This is a genomic window from Allofournierella massiliensis, assembly GCF_964241245.1.
In the GTDB taxonomy this organism is placed as follows: Bacteria; Bacillota; Clostridia; order Oscillospirales; family Ruminococcaceae; genus Allofournierella; species Allofournierella massiliensis.
Window position 1 is genome coordinate 50,338 of record NZ_CAXSWZ010000009.1, and the last position, 14,438, is coordinate 64,775.

Genomic DNA, 14,438 nt, shown 5'->3' on the forward strand with positions numbered 1-14,438 from the left:
GCTGGTCTCGCCCTGTCAGGCGGGTTCCTGCCCACAGTTGGTCTTGTGGTGGAAGGTGGGCACCATGTCGATGAGCGCCTGCACCAGATTGTCGCTGTTGTTGGTGTAGGCGATCTGCTTCAAAGTCATCAGGTGATCGAAGAAGGTCTGGTTGTTCAGCTTGAGGGGCGCGCCGATGTAGATCTTCCGGTTTTCGGTCTTGCGCAGGCCCTCCTCGTCCATCAGCAGCTCCTCAAACAGCTTTTCGCCGGGGCGCAGGCCAGTGAACACGATCTGAATGTCCTTGTAGGGAATGAAGCCGGAGAGCTTGATCAGGTTCTCGGCCAGATCCAGAATGCGCATGGGCTTGCCCATGTCCAGCACGAAGATCTCGCCGCCGGTGGCCATGGAACCGGCCTCCAGCACCAGGCTCACCGCCTCGGAGATGGTCATGAAATAGCGCACGATGTCCGGGTGTGTTACCGTGACCGGGCCGCCGCAGGCAATCTGCTCCTTGAACAGGGGGATTACCGAACCGTTGGAGCCCAGCACGTTGCCGAAGCGAACCGCCGCAAACCGGGTCTTGCTTCGCTGGGCCATGGCCTGCACGATCATCTCGCACACGCGCTTGGTGGCGCCCATCACGTTGGTGGGGTTCACCGCCTTGTCGGTGGAAATCAGCACAAACCGCTCGGCCCCGTACCGGTCAGCCGAGCTGGCCACGTTGAAGGTGCCGAACACGTTGTTCTTCACCGCTTCCTCCGGGCTGTCCTCCATCAGGGGCACATGCTTGTGGGCGGCGGCGTGGAACACAATCTCGGGGCGGTAGCGCTCGAACAGAGCATCCATCTTTTTGGAATCGCGCACCGAGGCAATCTGCACCTGCAGATCCAGCTTGTCGCCATATTTGCGGCGCAGCTCCTGCTGGATGGCGTAGGCGCTGTTCTCGTAGATATCCACCAGAAGCAGCTCCTTGGGCTCGCAGGACGCAATCTGACGGCACAGCTCGGAACCGATGGAACCGCCGCCGCCGGTGACCATGACCCGCTTGCCCCGCAGGAATTCCGCAATCCGAACGGACAGCTGAACCTCTTCCCGGCCCAGCAGGTCCTCCACCTTCACATCGCGGATGCGGGAAGCAAGGTCCTGCCCGTCGGTGATCATCTTCACAATATCCGGCAGAATCTTGATGTTGCACTTGGTCTTGTTGCAGATGGACAGCACCCGCCGCTTGTTTTCCTCGTCCATGGTGGGAATGGCCAGCAGAATGCTCTCGATCTCACACTGCTCCACAATCTCGGGGATGTCCTCAGTGGTGCCCATGATCTGGATGCCCATGATGTAGCGGCCCTGCTTTTCCGGCGCATCGTCCACACAGCAGATGATGTTCATATCCGGGCTGGGCTTTTTGAACTGTTCATGCAGAAGGGTGCTGGCCGCATCGCCCGCACCGATCAGCAGGGTACGGCGGGCTTTCTGGCCACCCTTTTTGCCCAGCTTCACGTTCCGGTACATCCGGTACACCAGGCGGGAATACATGGTCACACCCGCCGAGAACATGGCGCTGAGGAAGTAGACCGAAGTGGGCACCTGACTGCCTGTTCCCTGGAAGATGAGCATGGAGCTGGCCACAAACAGAAAAATTGCAATGGCCGAGCCGGTACATAACCGGAAGAACTCTACCACTTCGGCGTAACGCCACAGACTGTCGTACATACCCATCAGGCCGTAGACGATCTCGAAGCAGCTGACGAACAGAAAACAGCTGGCCACCAGCAGGCTGGAATACTGTGCGTAGGGCGCACGTCCGCTGATCAGCACCCAGGGCGCCAGATAGCAGACCGTAAGGGCGCAGACGTCGAACAGCATCAGAATCTGCTTGCGGAATCTGCTCAGGATCGCACCGATCTTCATTGACAAATTCTATCACCAAACTTTGTTTTTGTTTTCAGCCGGACCCCGGGCACGACAAATAGTGCCCTGCCGGCGATCCACAGGACACCATGCCCCATTGTTCCGGATAACCCCGCCTTTTCCCGCTTGGAAAGCGCCGACATATTCGGCGCAGCTACGCCGCCTTCGCAATGCAGCGTAAATGGTGCAGTGTTATCCCTTGTGTTTTCTTGTAATTTTACACTATTTTCACCAAAGAATCAATGTTTTTGCGTCCGGTTCACCTCATTGGGGTTAGTTTGCACCATTTTCACACAAAAAAGCCGCCGTATTCTGCCGATACGGCGGCTTTTTTCAGAATCTCTTTTTTGTTACAGAATAATACAGATCAGACCGGTGCAGCCCTCATTGATCACCCGTTCCAGCGTCTCCTGCAGGCGGGCACGGGCCTCCTGCGGCATGTGCAGCAGCTTGTTCTGCAGCCCCTCGTTTACCAGCTCATGCAGGCTCTTGCCAAAAATATTGGACTGCCAGATCTTCAGCGGATCCTGTTCAAAATCGTGCAGCAGGCTGACTACCAGCTCCTCCGACTGCTTTTCCGAGCCCACAATGGGCGAAATCTCGGTGTTGATGGTAGCCTTCAGCAGATGAATGGACGGCGCGCTGGCCCGCAGCCGCACCCCATAGCGGCCGCCCTGATGCACAATCTCCGGTTCCTCCAGCCGCAGCTCGCTGATGGTGGGCATCACGATGCCATAGCCGGTGGCCTCCACCTGCTCCAGCGCGCTGCGAATCTTCTCGTACTCCCGCTTGGCACGGGCCAACCCGATGATACAGGGCATCAGGCTGGCTTCGTCGCAGATTTCCAGACCGGTGGTCTCGCCCAGAACCTGATAGAAAATCTCCGGCCGCAGCTCCAATTCCAGCACCACCCGGCCGGTGGCCAGCTCCAGCGAGCGGATGCGGGAGGCCTTCAGTGCCTCGCACTGCACCGGATCCTCCCGGCAGGCCACATCCTTCATCTGGGCCACCGAATCCGCATATTCCCGGGCCGCCGCGTAGACCTGCTGCTGCAGCCAGTGATCCGGCTCCAGCATGGTGATCCATTTGGGCATGGCGAAGGCGATCTCCTTCACCTCAAACTCATAGAGGACGCTTTGCAGAATCTTGCCGATGGCAGGCCGGTCCAGATCCAGGCAGCTGACCGGAATCACCGTATGGCCGTATTCCTGCTCCATCTGCTGGGCCAGCTGGTACACATCCGGCTTATGGGGATCCACGCAGTTGAGCAGAATCACAAAGGGTTTGTTGATTTCATCCAGCTCGGCAATGACCCGGGTCTCCGCCGCCCGGTATTTTTCCCGGGGAATGTCGCTGATGGAGCCGTCGGTGGTAATGACCAGCCCGATGGTGGAATGCTCCCGGATCACCTTGCGGGTGCCGGTCTGGGCCGCCTGGTCGAAGGGAATCTCCTCCTCAAACCAGGGGCTTTTCACCATGCGGGGCTTTTCGTCCTCCTCGTGGCCCATGGCTCCTTCTACCATATAGCCCACACAGTCGATGAGCCGGGTCTTGAAGCTGCCGCCGCCCTCCAGCTCGATGGTGACGGCGGTCTCCGGAATGAATTTCGGCTCGGTGGTCATGATGGTGCGCCCCGCGGCGGACTGGGGCAGTTCGTCCCTCGCCCGGTTCTTCACCGCCGGGCTGGTAAGCTGGGGCAGCACCAGCTCCTCCATGAATTTTTTGATGAAGGTACTTTTGCCGGTGCGCACCGGCCCCACCACGCCAATGTAAATATCGCCGCCGGTGCGGGCCGCGATGTCCTTGTATACGCCCTGGGTTTCCATTGGATTCCTCCCCTCCTTTCACATACTGGCCGGTACCAGCAGCCGGGTCGCCTGGGTGATGCGGGTGTCCTCCAGCTGGTTGCTTTTCAGCATGGCCGCCGGCGACACATGGTACCGCTTGGCGATCTCGAATACGTCCTCACCGGGAGCCGCGTAGTAGATACGCAGGGCAATGTCCGGCTCCGGCTGCTCCAGTGCTTCGCCGCACTCCACCTGCTCCAGCGCGGTCTGCCAGCTGCGCTTGAACACAAGGCCATCCAGCCGAATGCGGGCGCTCAGGGTCATCTCGGCCCCGTTTTTACGCACGTCGATGTCGGTAACGGTGGGCCAGCACTCGCAGCGATATTCCTCCGGGCTGCCCGGCCAGGGCGGATTAAGGGTGTATTCAAAGCTCTTGTCGTAGCAGTCGATCTCGCCCAGCGAGTTCATGCAGAACACATGGGCGCTGGCCCGGCCGGTCAGCTGTACCCCCTGCCCCACAGCTGTGAGCTCCGGTAGACCGGGCAGCACAAAGCAATGGATGATCTGGGCCTCCTCGTCCGGCAGCGCGCCGCCGGTCTGGGCCTCGCATTCCTGCGCGAGGGTCTGGAACAGCTGCTCGGTGAGGATGCGCTGACTGCTCACCTGGGTTTCGAACCGGGTGGAGAAGGCGTCACTGACCAGATAGCACTCATTTTTACGCCATACCCGCAGATGCAGCGCCGCGGTGGCGGTGATGGTGTGGCCGCCCTCCTGCGCCGCAGCCATCACGGTGCAGCCGGTGAGCTCGGCGGATGCAAAGCACTCGCTGTCCTCCGGCACGCCCTCCAGATCCAGAATCTGATTGAAGGGTACCCGCTGCTGGGTCTGCTCCATCTGATAGCCGGGGCCGGTGCGGTACAAAAGGCTCACCTGAATGGCGCCCTTCACCACCGCCTTGCCGGAAATCAGTTTCACCTCCTCCACCTGGCCCACGCCGGCCACATCCAGAATGGCCTGGGGCGGCTGGGCAAACTGCAGCTGTTCCTCCGCGGTGATCATCTTATCCAGGCTGGCCAAACACTTGACCCCCTCCATCGATTCCATCCGCTGCTCGATGCCGCAGTCTGCCAGAGCCGTGATCACCTCCTGATCGGTTCGGCAGGCCACCCGGGCACTGAGGGCATAGGCCCCCCGCAGATCCACCCGGCGCTGGTTCACCGCCCGGCAGTTCAGATATTCCAGCTGCCCGCCCACCTGAACGCTGTAACCGGAATAATCCCCCTCCGGCAGGTCCATGGCCCGGGTGAAGGGCAGCTTCTGTTCGGTCTGGCACAGGCTCTGATCCTCCTCGGCCTGATAATACACCACACACCGCAGGTAGCCGTCCACGGTCAGGCGGCCGGCCGTGATCTGTTTTTGCAGCGGCACCAGGTAGACGAAGCATTTTATGATCTTGAACACCTGCGGCAGATAATCCGGAATAAGGATCTCCGCCTCCACCGGAAGCTCTGCCTTGGTTTCACACAGGCTCCCCATGGCGGACAGCGAATCCCTGAATACCTTCAATTCCATTTTTTCGCCCCTTTCGCGCGTTTCTAGTCCCATGTATATGCGCGCTGTGGGCAAGCCATACCCCTTTTTGCAGGCAAAAAGGGCCCGCCGCCTGCAAACACACAGGCAGCGGGCCCTTCTTCAATGAGGTCAGGTTCCGTTTTCCTTCTTGATTTTGAACAGCGCCCGCAGCACTCCTGCCAGGCATTTGGGGCTTTTGACCACGATCACTTGCATTGCCGTTTCCCTCCCTTGTGACTGATGGTTTTGCTTCAGTATATCCATCCGCCCCGGGATTTGTGCATCATTGGCCCAGCTGATGATCCTTTCTGGTGCGAATCACCAGCAAAGCACCCTCCCGCACCGTGATAACGGCTCCGCCGGGCAGGGTCTCGTTGCTTACCCCCAGCGGGAAATCCACCGTGGTAAGGGTAGCGTCCTCCAGCGTGTATTTGGCGCCCCGCTCGCACACGCCCTCGGCCCTGCCCTCCAGCGGCAGCACCGAGAAATATTCCTCCGGCTCGTAGGGCAGCTCCAGACGCCCGCCGGGCATCAGGTAGCAGAGCAGGCTGTCCTCATCGGCCAGCGTTACCTGCACGCCCTGCTTTTCCAGCCAGAGGCCGGTACCGATGTTGGCCAGCGTATGCTCCAGCCGGTGACCGCCCAGCGCTCCCAGCAGCAAAACCTGCGAAAAGCTCTTTTCCACCGCCAGCTTTGCGGCGTAGTGGGTGTCGGTGTCGTCCTTGACCCGGGGCAGCACCACAGCGCCGGTTCCTTCCGGCTCAGGTGCACTGTCGAAATCCCCCAGAATCACATCCGGTTCCCGCCCCAGAATCTTCCGGGTACTCTGGTAGCCGCCATCGCAGGCGATCAGATAGTCGCCGGGCCGCAGCAGCTCCTTCATGGAGGCTGCCAGTGGCGCGGCCGACACGATCACGCATCGTGTTTGCTGCATACGATTCTCCTTTCCGCGCCCCCCTTTGGACGGCAGAGCTTACGCCTGATTGTACCACACTGCCGCCCGGGATGCAAACCGCCCTTTGCCTTTTGGAAAAAACAGTGGTATAATACATTCAAACAGAAAACTGCCATGAGTCTGGCACAATAGAAATAAGTCGTTACGGCGTAGTCTATTCATCCGATGGACTGGGCCGTTTTCTTATTTTAAGAAGGAGTGTTTTCTATCATGCCAAAGACAAAACTGGAAGAACTGGTGTATGGCCTGCTGATGACCCTGTTCATGGTGCTGGCCATGGAGCTTTATAACACCGGCCTGCGCATGGGCGGGCTGACCAATGCGGGGATTCTGGCCGCACTGCCGGAAACGCTGATCATCTTTCCCATCTGCTTTGTGATGGGCTTCTGCTTTGTGGACCGGTTCGCTCCGCGCATCGCCTTCCGTCTGGTGGATCCGGCGGTGGACCGGCCAATTTTTGTGATTCTGGCCCGTGCCAGCATCACGGTGGCGTTCATGTGCCCCATCATGAGCTTCTGGGCCACGGTCATTTTCAAGCGGCCGGGTTGGGAGTTTGTACCCTGCTGGCTGCAGACCGTTGCCTGCAATTTCCCCATGGCGTTTTTCTGGCAGATCTTTTTCTGCGGGCCGCTGGTTCGGTTTTTGTTCCGTCTGCTGTTCCGCCGGGGCAAAACCTCCTCTGCGGCATAAATTCAACCCATCCTCTTTCTCCCCATCAAAATGCCCCGCGCATGCCGTTTCCGGCACACGCGGGGCATTTTTTGTTTATCAGAGAAGCGGTCAGCGCAGCTCCCAGTCCTTGATGTCCTTCACTTCGTCGTACATGGCGGCGTAGCTGTCGTATCGGCTCTGGCTGATTTTGCCCTCCTTCAGGGCTTCCAACACCGCACAGCCCTTTTCGGCCCGGTGAGCACAGCCGGTGAACTTACATTCGTGCACATAGGGCGCAAATTCCGGAAAAGCGTATTGCAGATTCTCTTTGGGAATGTAGCAGGCTTTGCCGGTATCCAGGCTGGCAAAGCCCGGGGTATCGGCCACATAACCGCCGAAGGCCTCGAAGATTTCCACCTCGCGGGTGGTGTGGCGGCCGCGGCCCAGCTTCTGGCTGATGGAGCCGGTCTGCTGGGCAAGATCGGGCAGCAGGGCGTTGAGCAGAGTGCTCTTCCCCACGCCGGAGTTGCCGCAGAACGCGCAGAGCTTGCCCCGGATCATGGCTTTGATCTCCTCCAGACCGCCGCCGGTGGCATGGTCAATCACCACCACCGGCAGGGTGGACAGCGCATAGGCTTCGGTCAGCTTTTCGGTGCTGGCCAGGTCACCCTTGGTAAACACCAGCACCGGCTGAACCTCCTTGTCCACCGCGATGGCAGTGAGCTTGTCCAGCACCAGCGTGCTGGGCACCGGCTGGGTGGTGCTGGCCACAATGAACAGCACATCCAGATTGGCAATGGGCGGCCGCACGAACACATTCCGGCGGGGCGCAATCTCGGCAATCACATTGCCGCCGTTCTCCACCTCCACCGTGACCCGGTCGCCCGCCACCGGGGTAATGCCCCGTTTGCGGAAGATGCCCTTGGCCTTGCATTCCAGCAGCTCATCGCCGCACTGCACATAGTAAAACCCGCCGATTCCTTTTTTGATGTATCCTTCCGGCATAGTAATGCGTTCCTTTCCCTGCATTCCCTTGATTGTACCAGTTCAAAAGGCCGGGCCGCAGATGCCACGGCCCGGCCCGAACGACGTGTGATTTCAGTCAGAATCAATCGTCCTCTTGATTCTGCATGGTATCCGAATTGCCCTGATCCGGAGTAACCACCACCGGCGGCTGTGTCGCACTGGGGGTGGGACTGGGCGTAGGTTCCGGAGTAGGCTCCGGTGTGGGTTCCGGGGTCGGTTCCGGGGTGGGCTCCGGCCCCAGCGACACGGTGTAGCCCACCGTGGTATTGATGCGTACCAAAGTGCCCGACTCGTAGGTCTGGTCAATTACACGGCCCGCCTCATACTCGCTGCTGTAAGCCTCGGTACGGGTACCGGTGCGCAGGTTGCTGGCGGTCAGAGCCTTCTGGGCGTCCGCCTCGGTCAGACCGATCAGCTGGGGCACCGAACGCTCCAGATCCACCTTCTTCTGGCTCACATACATGGTCACGGTGGAACCGCTGGCCACCTGTTCGCCGTTGGCGGGATCGGTGCGGATTACGCTGCCCTCCGGTACGGTGTCGTCCGCCTCATTCACCCGGCGTACCTGCAGGCCCTCGTTCTTCAGAGCCTCCTCCGCTTCGGATGCAGTCCAGCCGTTCACCGACGGGATATTCACATACAATGTGCCGATGCTCACCTTCAGGGTGACCTTCTGGCCCTCCTTCACGGTACGGGGCCCACGGGGCGACTGGCTGATGATGATGCCTTCCTCGGTCTCACTGCTGTTCACCATTTCCGCGGTCAGGCTGAGGGTATCGCTGTACTGGGCCTTCACTTCCTCCCAGTTCATACCGGTGAAGTCCGGCAATTCCACGTCCTCCTTGCTGCTGAACAGGGGGTTGGTGGAATTTGCAAAGATCATAAAGCACAGAATGGCGGAGCCCAGGGCGAAGGCCGTGGCCATGCCCGCCAGCACCGGCAGCAGGCCGATGCGTTTTTTCTTCTTTTTCCGGCTGCGGGTACCTGTGGTATGGCCCTGACCGCTGCGGGAAGCCTGCTGGCTGCCGGTGCGCCCAGTGCGCTGACCAGTGCGCCGCGGATCGTTCTGACCGGAGCCGGATCTGCTTTGTTTAACCACCTTGTCAATATACCTCGACGGCGAATCCTCTGTTAAATACTCATACTCAAACCGGATGCTGGGGTTGCGTTTGAATTCCTCAATGTCCTCCAGCATGGCGCGGGCGCTGGGATATCGCCGGTTCGGGTCCTTCGCCATGGCCCGGGCGGTGATGTCCTGCAATGCCTGCGGCACATCCGGTGCGATCTGCCCCAGAGGGACAGCCTTGTCTGAAATCTGCTTGATGGCCACCGAGACCGCATCGTCCGATTCAAAGGGCAGCTTGCCGGACAGCATCTCGTACAGCATAATGCCCACGGAATAAATATCTGCCTTGGCGTCGGTCACGTCGCCCTTCGCCTGCTCGGGGCTGATGTAATGCACCGAACCGATGGCCTTGTTGCTCACCATCTGGCTCTCGGCGCGGGAGAAGCGGGCGATGCCAAAGTCCATGATTTTGACCTTGCCATCCGCCAGCAGCATGATGTTCTGGGGCTTGATGTCCCGGTGAACCACACCCTTCCGGTGGGCGTGATCCAGTGCATCCAGAATCTGCTCGGTGAAATGCACCACCTCTTTCCAGGTGAGGGGTTCGCCCCGGCGGGTCATGTACTCCTTCAGAGTAATGCCGTCGATGTATTCCATCACGATGTACTGGAGCTTGTCGGTGACCGACACATCGAACACCTTCACGATGCCCGGATGGTCCAGAATGGAGATGGCCTTGGACTCATTTTTAAACCGGTAGACCAGCTCCGGATTTTCCAGGAATTCCTCCCGCAGGACCTTCACCGCAACCACGCGCTGGTTTTTCAGGTCCACACCCTTATACACATTGGCCATGCCGCCCACGCCCACCAGCTCTTCCAGCAGGTAGCGGCCGTCCAGCTTTTTGCCTATCAGTTGATCCATCTCAGTCCTCCGTTTGCTCTACCTCGATCAGCAGGGCGGTGATGTTATCCTGCCCGCCTGCCTGGAGCGCCTGCTCCACCAGCCGCCGCGGCACCGTGAAAAACGGATTGTGCTGGATGATGGCAAGCAGCTGGCCGTCCGGCACTACGCCGGAAAGCCCGTCGCTGCACATGAGGATCACGTCGCCGGGCTGGGCGGGCATGCTGGAATAATCAGCCCGAACCCCCGGCTCCACTCCGAGCGCTTTGGTAATGAGGTTTTTGTGGGGATAGTTCTCGGCCTCCTCGGTGGTCAGCCGCCCCGCTTCCACCAGCTCCTGCACCATGGAATGATCCCGGGTGAGCTGGCTGATCTGGCCCTCCCGGCAGAGATAGGCCCGGGAGTCGCCCACATGGGCCACATGCAGGGTGTCGTGCCGCACCAGGCAGCACACGGCGGTGGTGCCCATGCCCTTGTTTTCCGGATGCGCCTGAGCCTGATCGTAGATGGCCCGGTTGGCCTGGGTGACGCAGTGCATCAGGAAGGCCCGCTCCTGCCCCTTGGGCAGGTTTTTCAGCCCGCTTTCAAAGCAGGACTCCATGGTATCGGTGGCGATCTGTGCCGCCAGCTGACCCGATGCCGCACCGCCCATACCATCGCACACAACGGCCCAGACGGTGTCGTCCGGCAGGCGGGCGGCCCGGTAATTGTCCTGATTTTCACTGCGGCAGCTGCCGATATCGGTTTTGCCGGCCAGTTTCATGGCTGTTCCTCCTTTGCTGCCTCCCGCCGCAGCTGGCCGCAGGCAGCGCTGATGTCGCTGCCCAGACGGCGGCGCACGGTGGCGTTCACCCCCAGCTCGGTGAGCATATTCTGGAAGCGCTTCACATTCTCCGCATCGGTGGCGGAATAGGGGCTGCCGTCCACCGGATTGATGGGAATCAGGTTCACATGAGCCCCCATTCCCCGGATGAGCTTTGCCAGCTCCTTTGCGGTGGCGGGGCTGTCGTTCACGCCCCGCACCATGGAATATTCAAAGCTGATGCGCCGGCCGGTAACCTTCTGGTAGCGGCGGCAGGCGGCGATCAGTTCTTCCACCGGGTATGCGTCATTCACCGGCATCATCTGGCTGCGCATGGCGTTGTTGGGCGCATGCAGCGAGATGGAAAGAGTGAGCTGCAGCTTCTTTTCCGCCAGCCTGTCGATCTGAGGCACAATGCCGCAGGTGGACAGGCTGATATTTCGCATGCCGATGTTCACACCCTCGGGGCTGGAGATGATGGTGAGAAAATCCATCACGTTGTCGAAGTTGTCCAGCGGTTCACCGATGCCCATGAGCACAATGTGGGAAATGCGCTCGCCGATGTCCTTCTGGGCGGCGTAGATTTCCGCCGCGATCTCCCCGGCTTCCAGGTTGCGCACCCGGCCTGCCTGGGTGGAGGCACAGAACCGGCAGCCCATGCGGCAGCCCACCTGGGTGGACACACACACGGTGTTACCATAATTATAGCGCATTACCACCGTCTCGATGCAGTTGCCGTCCGCCAGACGGAAAAGATATTTCACCGTGCCGTCCCTGGACTGCTGCCGCCGCTGGATGATGGGAGCCGCGATGTAGTACTCCTCTTCCAGCTTGGCCAGCAGCGCCTTGGGCTGGTCGGTCATGGCCGAAAACTCGGTGACCAGCTTCTGGTGCAGCCAGTGAAAGATCTGTTTCGCCCGGAAGGCGGGCTGGCCCATGGCTTTCAGCTGCTCGGCCAGCTGCTCAAGGGTGTAGGATGAAATACAGGTTTTCTGCATGGTTCACAACTTCTCCATAATGGCAATGAAAAATCCGTCCGGCCCGGCCTTGCCCGGCAACAGGGTCAGCATGCCGTCCTCCACCCGTGCGCCTTCGGGCACGAAGGGGGGCGAAACCAGCCGGAAATCAGCGTTTTGCTCCAAAAAGGCCCGCACGATGTTCTGGTTCTCCCGCGGGTCGATGGTGCAGGTGGAATACACGATGCGGCCTCCCTGCTTCACATAACGAGCGGCGGCGGCCAGAATCTTCGCCTGCAGCCCGTGCAGCTGCTCCACACCGTCCATGGTTTTGTAGCGGATGTCCGGCTTTTTGGCGATGATGCCAAGGCCGGAACAGGGTACGTCACATAAAACCCGATCCGCCCCGGCAAATTCTTCCCGGTAGACGGAGGCATCATTGTGCAGCACCTTCACATTAGTCAGGCCCGCACGGGCGGCGGCCTTTTCGATCAGCGGCAGGCGGCTTTCCACCGCGTCGCAGCTGATGAGGGTGCCGGTGTTCTCCATATCCTGACCGATGGTCAGGGTTTTGCCACCCGGCGCGGCGCACAGATCCAGCACCTTTTCGCCGGGTCTGGCCTGCAGACTGTATGCCGCCAGCTGGGAGGCCTGCCCCTGCACATGGTAAAGCCCTTTCTGAAAGGCTTCGGTGGCCGCCGGGCTGCCGGTGAATTTCGCCAGCAGCGTGTTCGCCAGCCAGCCGGGCTCCACCTCCACCCCTTCCGCTTCCAGCAATCCGGTCAGCTGGGCGGGGGTGGTTTTCAGCGGGTTGCACCGCAGGGCCACCCGGGGCGCTTCAAAGAATGCCTGCAAAATCTGCTCGCATTCTTCCGGGTAATTCTTTTGCAGCAGCTTTACCACCGGCAGGCCCACGGAATACTGGATGCTCAGCCGCTCGGCCTCGGTTTTGAAGGTGGCCGCGGCCGGATCCTGTGCAACGGCCTTGCGCAGCACCGCGTTCACAAGGCCGGCGGCGCTGGATTTTTTCAGCGCCCGGCACAGGCTCACCGACTCGTTCACCGCCACCGCACGGGGCACCTGCATGTAACGGGCCTGATACAGGCCGCTGCGCAGAATGGCCCGCACCTGGGGATCCAGCTTGCTCAGCGGGCGGCTCAGACAGTTCGCCAGCGCCCAGTCCAGCGTGAGCAGCCGCTCGGTGACGCCGTAGAACAGGGCGCTCACAAAGGCCCGATCCCGGCCGTTCAGATCCTGATGCTCCAGAACTGCGTTCAGTACCAGATTGGCAAAGCCGCTCTCCTCCTGGCGAACCAGTGCCTGAACCGCGATGCGGCGGGCTTTATCCATAAACGTGTTCCTCCAATGGTAAAATTACAGCCGGTCGCCCGCTTTCAGGCGGCGGCCCGCCGCCCAGGCGGAGCCCGCCATGGGCTTGGAGCCCTCCGGCACCACCTCATCCAGCTCCAGCGCGCCCTCGGCGCAGGCGATGGTGAGGGGTTTGATGCTCAGTACGGTGCCCGGCGCGCCGCTTCCGGCGGCCACATGGCTTTTGCGCACCTTGATCTTTTTGCCCTCCTGCTCGAAGTAGGCCACCGGCCAGGGATTCATGCCCCGCACCAGATCGTGCAGCTTCTGAGCAGGCTGATCAAAGGCAAAGCGGGCCATCTCCTTGGTCAGGGGCGGGGCCAGCGTGGCCTTGCTGTGATCCTGCGGGGTGCGCACGGCAGTGCCCGCGGCGATGGAGGCAATGGTCTCCACCAGCGTTTTTGCGCCCTGCGCGGTGATCCGCTCGAACAGCTCGCCACTGGTCTCCTCGGGGCCGATGGTCACCGGGGCGACGTTCAGGATGTCGCCGGTGTCCAGGCCCTCGTCCAGATACATGATGGAGACGCCGGTCTCCTTATCGCCGTTGATCACCGACCACTGCACCGGTGCGGCGCCCCGGTACTTGGGCAGCAGCGAAACGTGCAGATTGATGCAGCCCTTGGGCGGCACGCACAGCACCTCCGGCGGCAGAATACGGCCGTAGGCCACCACCACGATCAGCTCGGGGGCCAGCTCCCGGATCTGCTGCTGCACCTCTTCGGTGCGCAGGGTCTTGGGCTGGTAAACCGGCAGATTATGCTCCAGCGCCAGCTGCTTTACCGGCGGGGCGGTGAGAATCTGCTTGCGTCCCACCGGCTTATCCTCGCGGGTGAACACGCCGCACACCTCATGCCCCGCTTCCAGAACGGCAGCCAGGCTGGCGGCGGCAATGTCCGGCGTGCCCATAAACAGAATGCGCATTATTCCTCGTCCTCTTCGATCTCGTCCGGGTAATCGTCCTCATAGAAATGATCGGCCAGATCCATGATGGTGATGCCGTCCAGATGGTTGGTCTCGTGGCAGAAGCAGCGAGCCAGCATCTCCTCGGCTTCCATTTCAAAGGTTTCGCCGTGGCGATCCTGAGCGCGGATTTTCACCTTGCGGGGGCGGCTGATGGCGCCGTTGTGGCCCGGGAAGGACAGGCAGCCCTCGTACAGGGTCACCTCATCCTCAGACTCCTCCAGAATCTCCGGGTTGATGCACTCGATGAACTTGGGCTCGTAGCCCTCGGGCATGGTGCCATCCTCCGGCAGGTCGCGCTCATCCAGAGCGATGAACAGGCGGCGCATCACGCCCACCTGGGGGCCGGCCAGACCCAGACCGCCCGCGTCGATCAGGGTTTCCTTCATGTCGTCCAGCAGGGTTGCCAGACGGTCGTCAAAATTGGTCACGGGGCGGCAGACCTTTTTCAGAATGGGATCGCCGTCCTGCACGATGGTACGCAGAGCCATAGTAGTTT

General features: G+C 60.7%; 12 protein-coding genes. 1 reads left to right on the forward strand and 11 read right to left on the reverse strand.

Features of this window, described 5'->3' with window-relative positions:
- Window positions 1-15 precede the first annotated feature (15 nt).
- The 4 genes from ACESYO_RS06585 to ACESYO_RS06600 all read right to left on the reverse strand — a co-directional run bounded on the left by ACESYO_RS06585 (window position 16) and on the right by ACESYO_RS06600 (window position 6,186).
- A complete protein-coding gene (locus tag ACESYO_RS06585) occupies window positions 16-1,893 on the reverse strand; it encodes a polysaccharide biosynthesis protein (RefSeq protein WP_373209624.1) in 1,878 nt (625 codons plus the stop codon).
- Between the two features lie 350 nt (window positions 1,894-2,243).
- Window positions 2,244-3,719, reverse strand: coding sequence for a stage IV sporulation protein A (gene spoIVA, locus ACESYO_RS06590; RefSeq protein ID WP_373209625.1), 1,476 nt, complete (start codon window positions 3,717-3,719; stop codon window positions 2,244-2,246).
- 18 nt (window positions 3,720-3,737) lie between these two features.
- Window positions 3,738-5,246, reverse strand: a complete 1,509-nt coding sequence (locus tag ACESYO_RS06595; protein ID WP_373211226.1) for a DUF3794 and LysM peptidoglycan-binding domain-containing protein — start codon at window positions 5,244-5,246, stop codon at window positions 3,738-3,740.
- 289 nt (window positions 5,247-5,535) lie between these two features.
- Entirely contained in the window at window positions 5,536-6,186 is a 651-nt protein-coding gene (locus ACESYO_RS06600; RefSeq protein WP_373209627.1) for a thiamine diphosphokinase, read from the reverse strand.
- Between the two features lie 231 nt (window positions 6,187-6,417).
- Here ACESYO_RS06600 and ACESYO_RS06605 point away from each other — a divergent pair, with 231 nt between their 5' ends.
- Window positions 6,418-6,897, forward strand: coding sequence for a DUF2798 domain-containing protein (locus ACESYO_RS06605; RefSeq protein ID WP_058965133.1), 480 nt, complete (start codon window positions 6,418-6,420; stop codon window positions 6,895-6,897).
- A gap of 90 nt (window positions 6,898-6,987) precedes the next feature.
- Here the strand turns inward: ACESYO_RS06605 and rsgA are convergent, their stop codons facing one another.
- The 7 genes from rsgA to def form a co-directional block, all read right to left on the reverse strand.
- Entirely contained in the window at window positions 6,988-7,887 is a 900-nt protein-coding gene (gene rsgA, locus ACESYO_RS06610) for a ribosome small subunit-dependent GTPase A (protein ID WP_373211227.1), read from the reverse strand.
- A gap of 79 nt (window positions 7,888-7,966) precedes the next feature.
- The gene (gene pknB, locus ACESYO_RS06615) at window positions 7,967-9,874 is read right to left on the reverse strand and encodes a Stk1 family PASTA domain-containing Ser/Thr kinase (RefSeq protein WP_373209628.1); all 1,908 of its coding nucleotides are present in this window, start codon (window positions 9,872-9,874) and stop codon (window positions 7,967-7,969) included.
- Between the two features lies 1 nt (window position 9,875).
- Window positions 9,876-10,616: a Stp1/IreP family PP2C-type Ser/Thr phosphatase gene (locus tag ACESYO_RS06620; protein ID WP_058965136.1), complete on the reverse strand. Its 741-nt coding sequence runs from the start codon at window positions 10,614-10,616 to the stop codon at window positions 9,876-9,878.
- Window positions 10,613-11,653: a 23S rRNA (adenine(2503)-C(2))-methyltransferase RlmN gene (rlmN, locus tag ACESYO_RS06625; RefSeq protein WP_283128280.1), complete on the reverse strand. Its 1,041-nt coding sequence runs from the start codon at window positions 11,651-11,653 to the stop codon at window positions 10,613-10,615. The genes ACESYO_RS06620 and rlmN overlap by 4 nt, the downstream gene beginning before the upstream one ends.
- A 3-nt stretch (window positions 11,654-11,656) precedes the next feature.
- Complete coding sequence (rsmB, locus tag ACESYO_RS06630; protein ID WP_283128281.1) at window positions 11,657-12,961, reverse strand: 16S rRNA (cytosine(967)-C(5))-methyltransferase RsmB; 1,305 nt, start codon at window positions 12,959-12,961, stop codon at window positions 11,657-11,659.
- Between the two features lie 24 nt (window positions 12,962-12,985).
- The gene (fmt, locus tag ACESYO_RS06635) at window positions 12,986-13,900 is read right to left on the reverse strand and encodes a methionyl-tRNA formyltransferase (RefSeq protein WP_058965139.1); all 915 of its coding nucleotides are present in this window, start codon (window positions 13,898-13,900) and stop codon (window positions 12,986-12,988) included.
- Window positions 13,900-14,430 (reverse strand): peptide deformylase, encoded by a 531-nt coding sequence (def, locus tag ACESYO_RS06640; RefSeq protein ID WP_058965140.1) that lies wholly within the window; start codon window positions 14,428-14,430, stop codon window positions 13,900-13,902. The genes fmt and def overlap by 1 nt, the downstream gene beginning before the upstream one ends.
- Between the last annotated feature and the right edge of the window lie 8 nt (window positions 14,431-14,438).

Coding starts and splice junctions, on each gene's coding strand:
- ACESYO_RS06585 (WP_373209624.1), bottom strand. CDS start 1,893: ATGAAGATCGGTGCGATCCTGAGCAGATTCCGCAAGCAGATTCTGATG.
- pknB (WP_373209628.1), bottom strand. CDS start 9,874: ATGGATCAACTGATAGGCAAAAAGCTGGACGGCCGCTACCTGCTGGAA.
- spoIVA (WP_373209625.1), bottom strand. CDS start 3,719: ATGGAAACCCAGGGCGTATACAAGGACATCGCGGCCCGCACCGGCGGC.
- rlmN (WP_283128280.1), bottom strand. CDS start 11,653: ATGCAGAAAACCTGTATTTCATCCTACACCCTTGAGCAGCTGGCCGAG.
- rsgA (WP_373211227.1), bottom strand. CDS start 7,887: ATGCAGGGAAAGGAACGCATTACTATGCCGGAAGGATACATCAAAAAA.
- ACESYO_RS06600 (WP_373209627.1), bottom strand. CDS start 6,186: ATGCAGCAAACACGATGCGTGATCGTGTCGGCCGCGCCACTGGCAGCC.
- rsmB (WP_283128281.1), bottom strand. CDS start 12,961: ATGGATAAAGCCCGCCGCATCGCGGTTCAGGCACTGGTTCGCCAGGAG.
- fmt (WP_058965139.1), bottom strand. CDS start 13,900: ATGCGCATTCTGTTTATGGGCACGCCGGACATTGCCGCCGCCAGCCTG.
- def (WP_058965140.1), bottom strand. CDS start 14,430: ATGGCTCTGCGTACCATCGTGCAGGACGGCGATCCCATTCTGAAAAAG.
- ACESYO_RS06620 (WP_058965136.1), bottom strand. CDS start 10,616: ATGAAACTGGCCGGCAAAACCGATATCGGCAGCTGCCGCAGTGAAAAT.
- ACESYO_RS06605 (WP_058965133.1), top strand. CDS start 6,418: ATGCCAAAGACAAAACTGGAAGAACTGGTGTATGGCCTGCTGATGACC.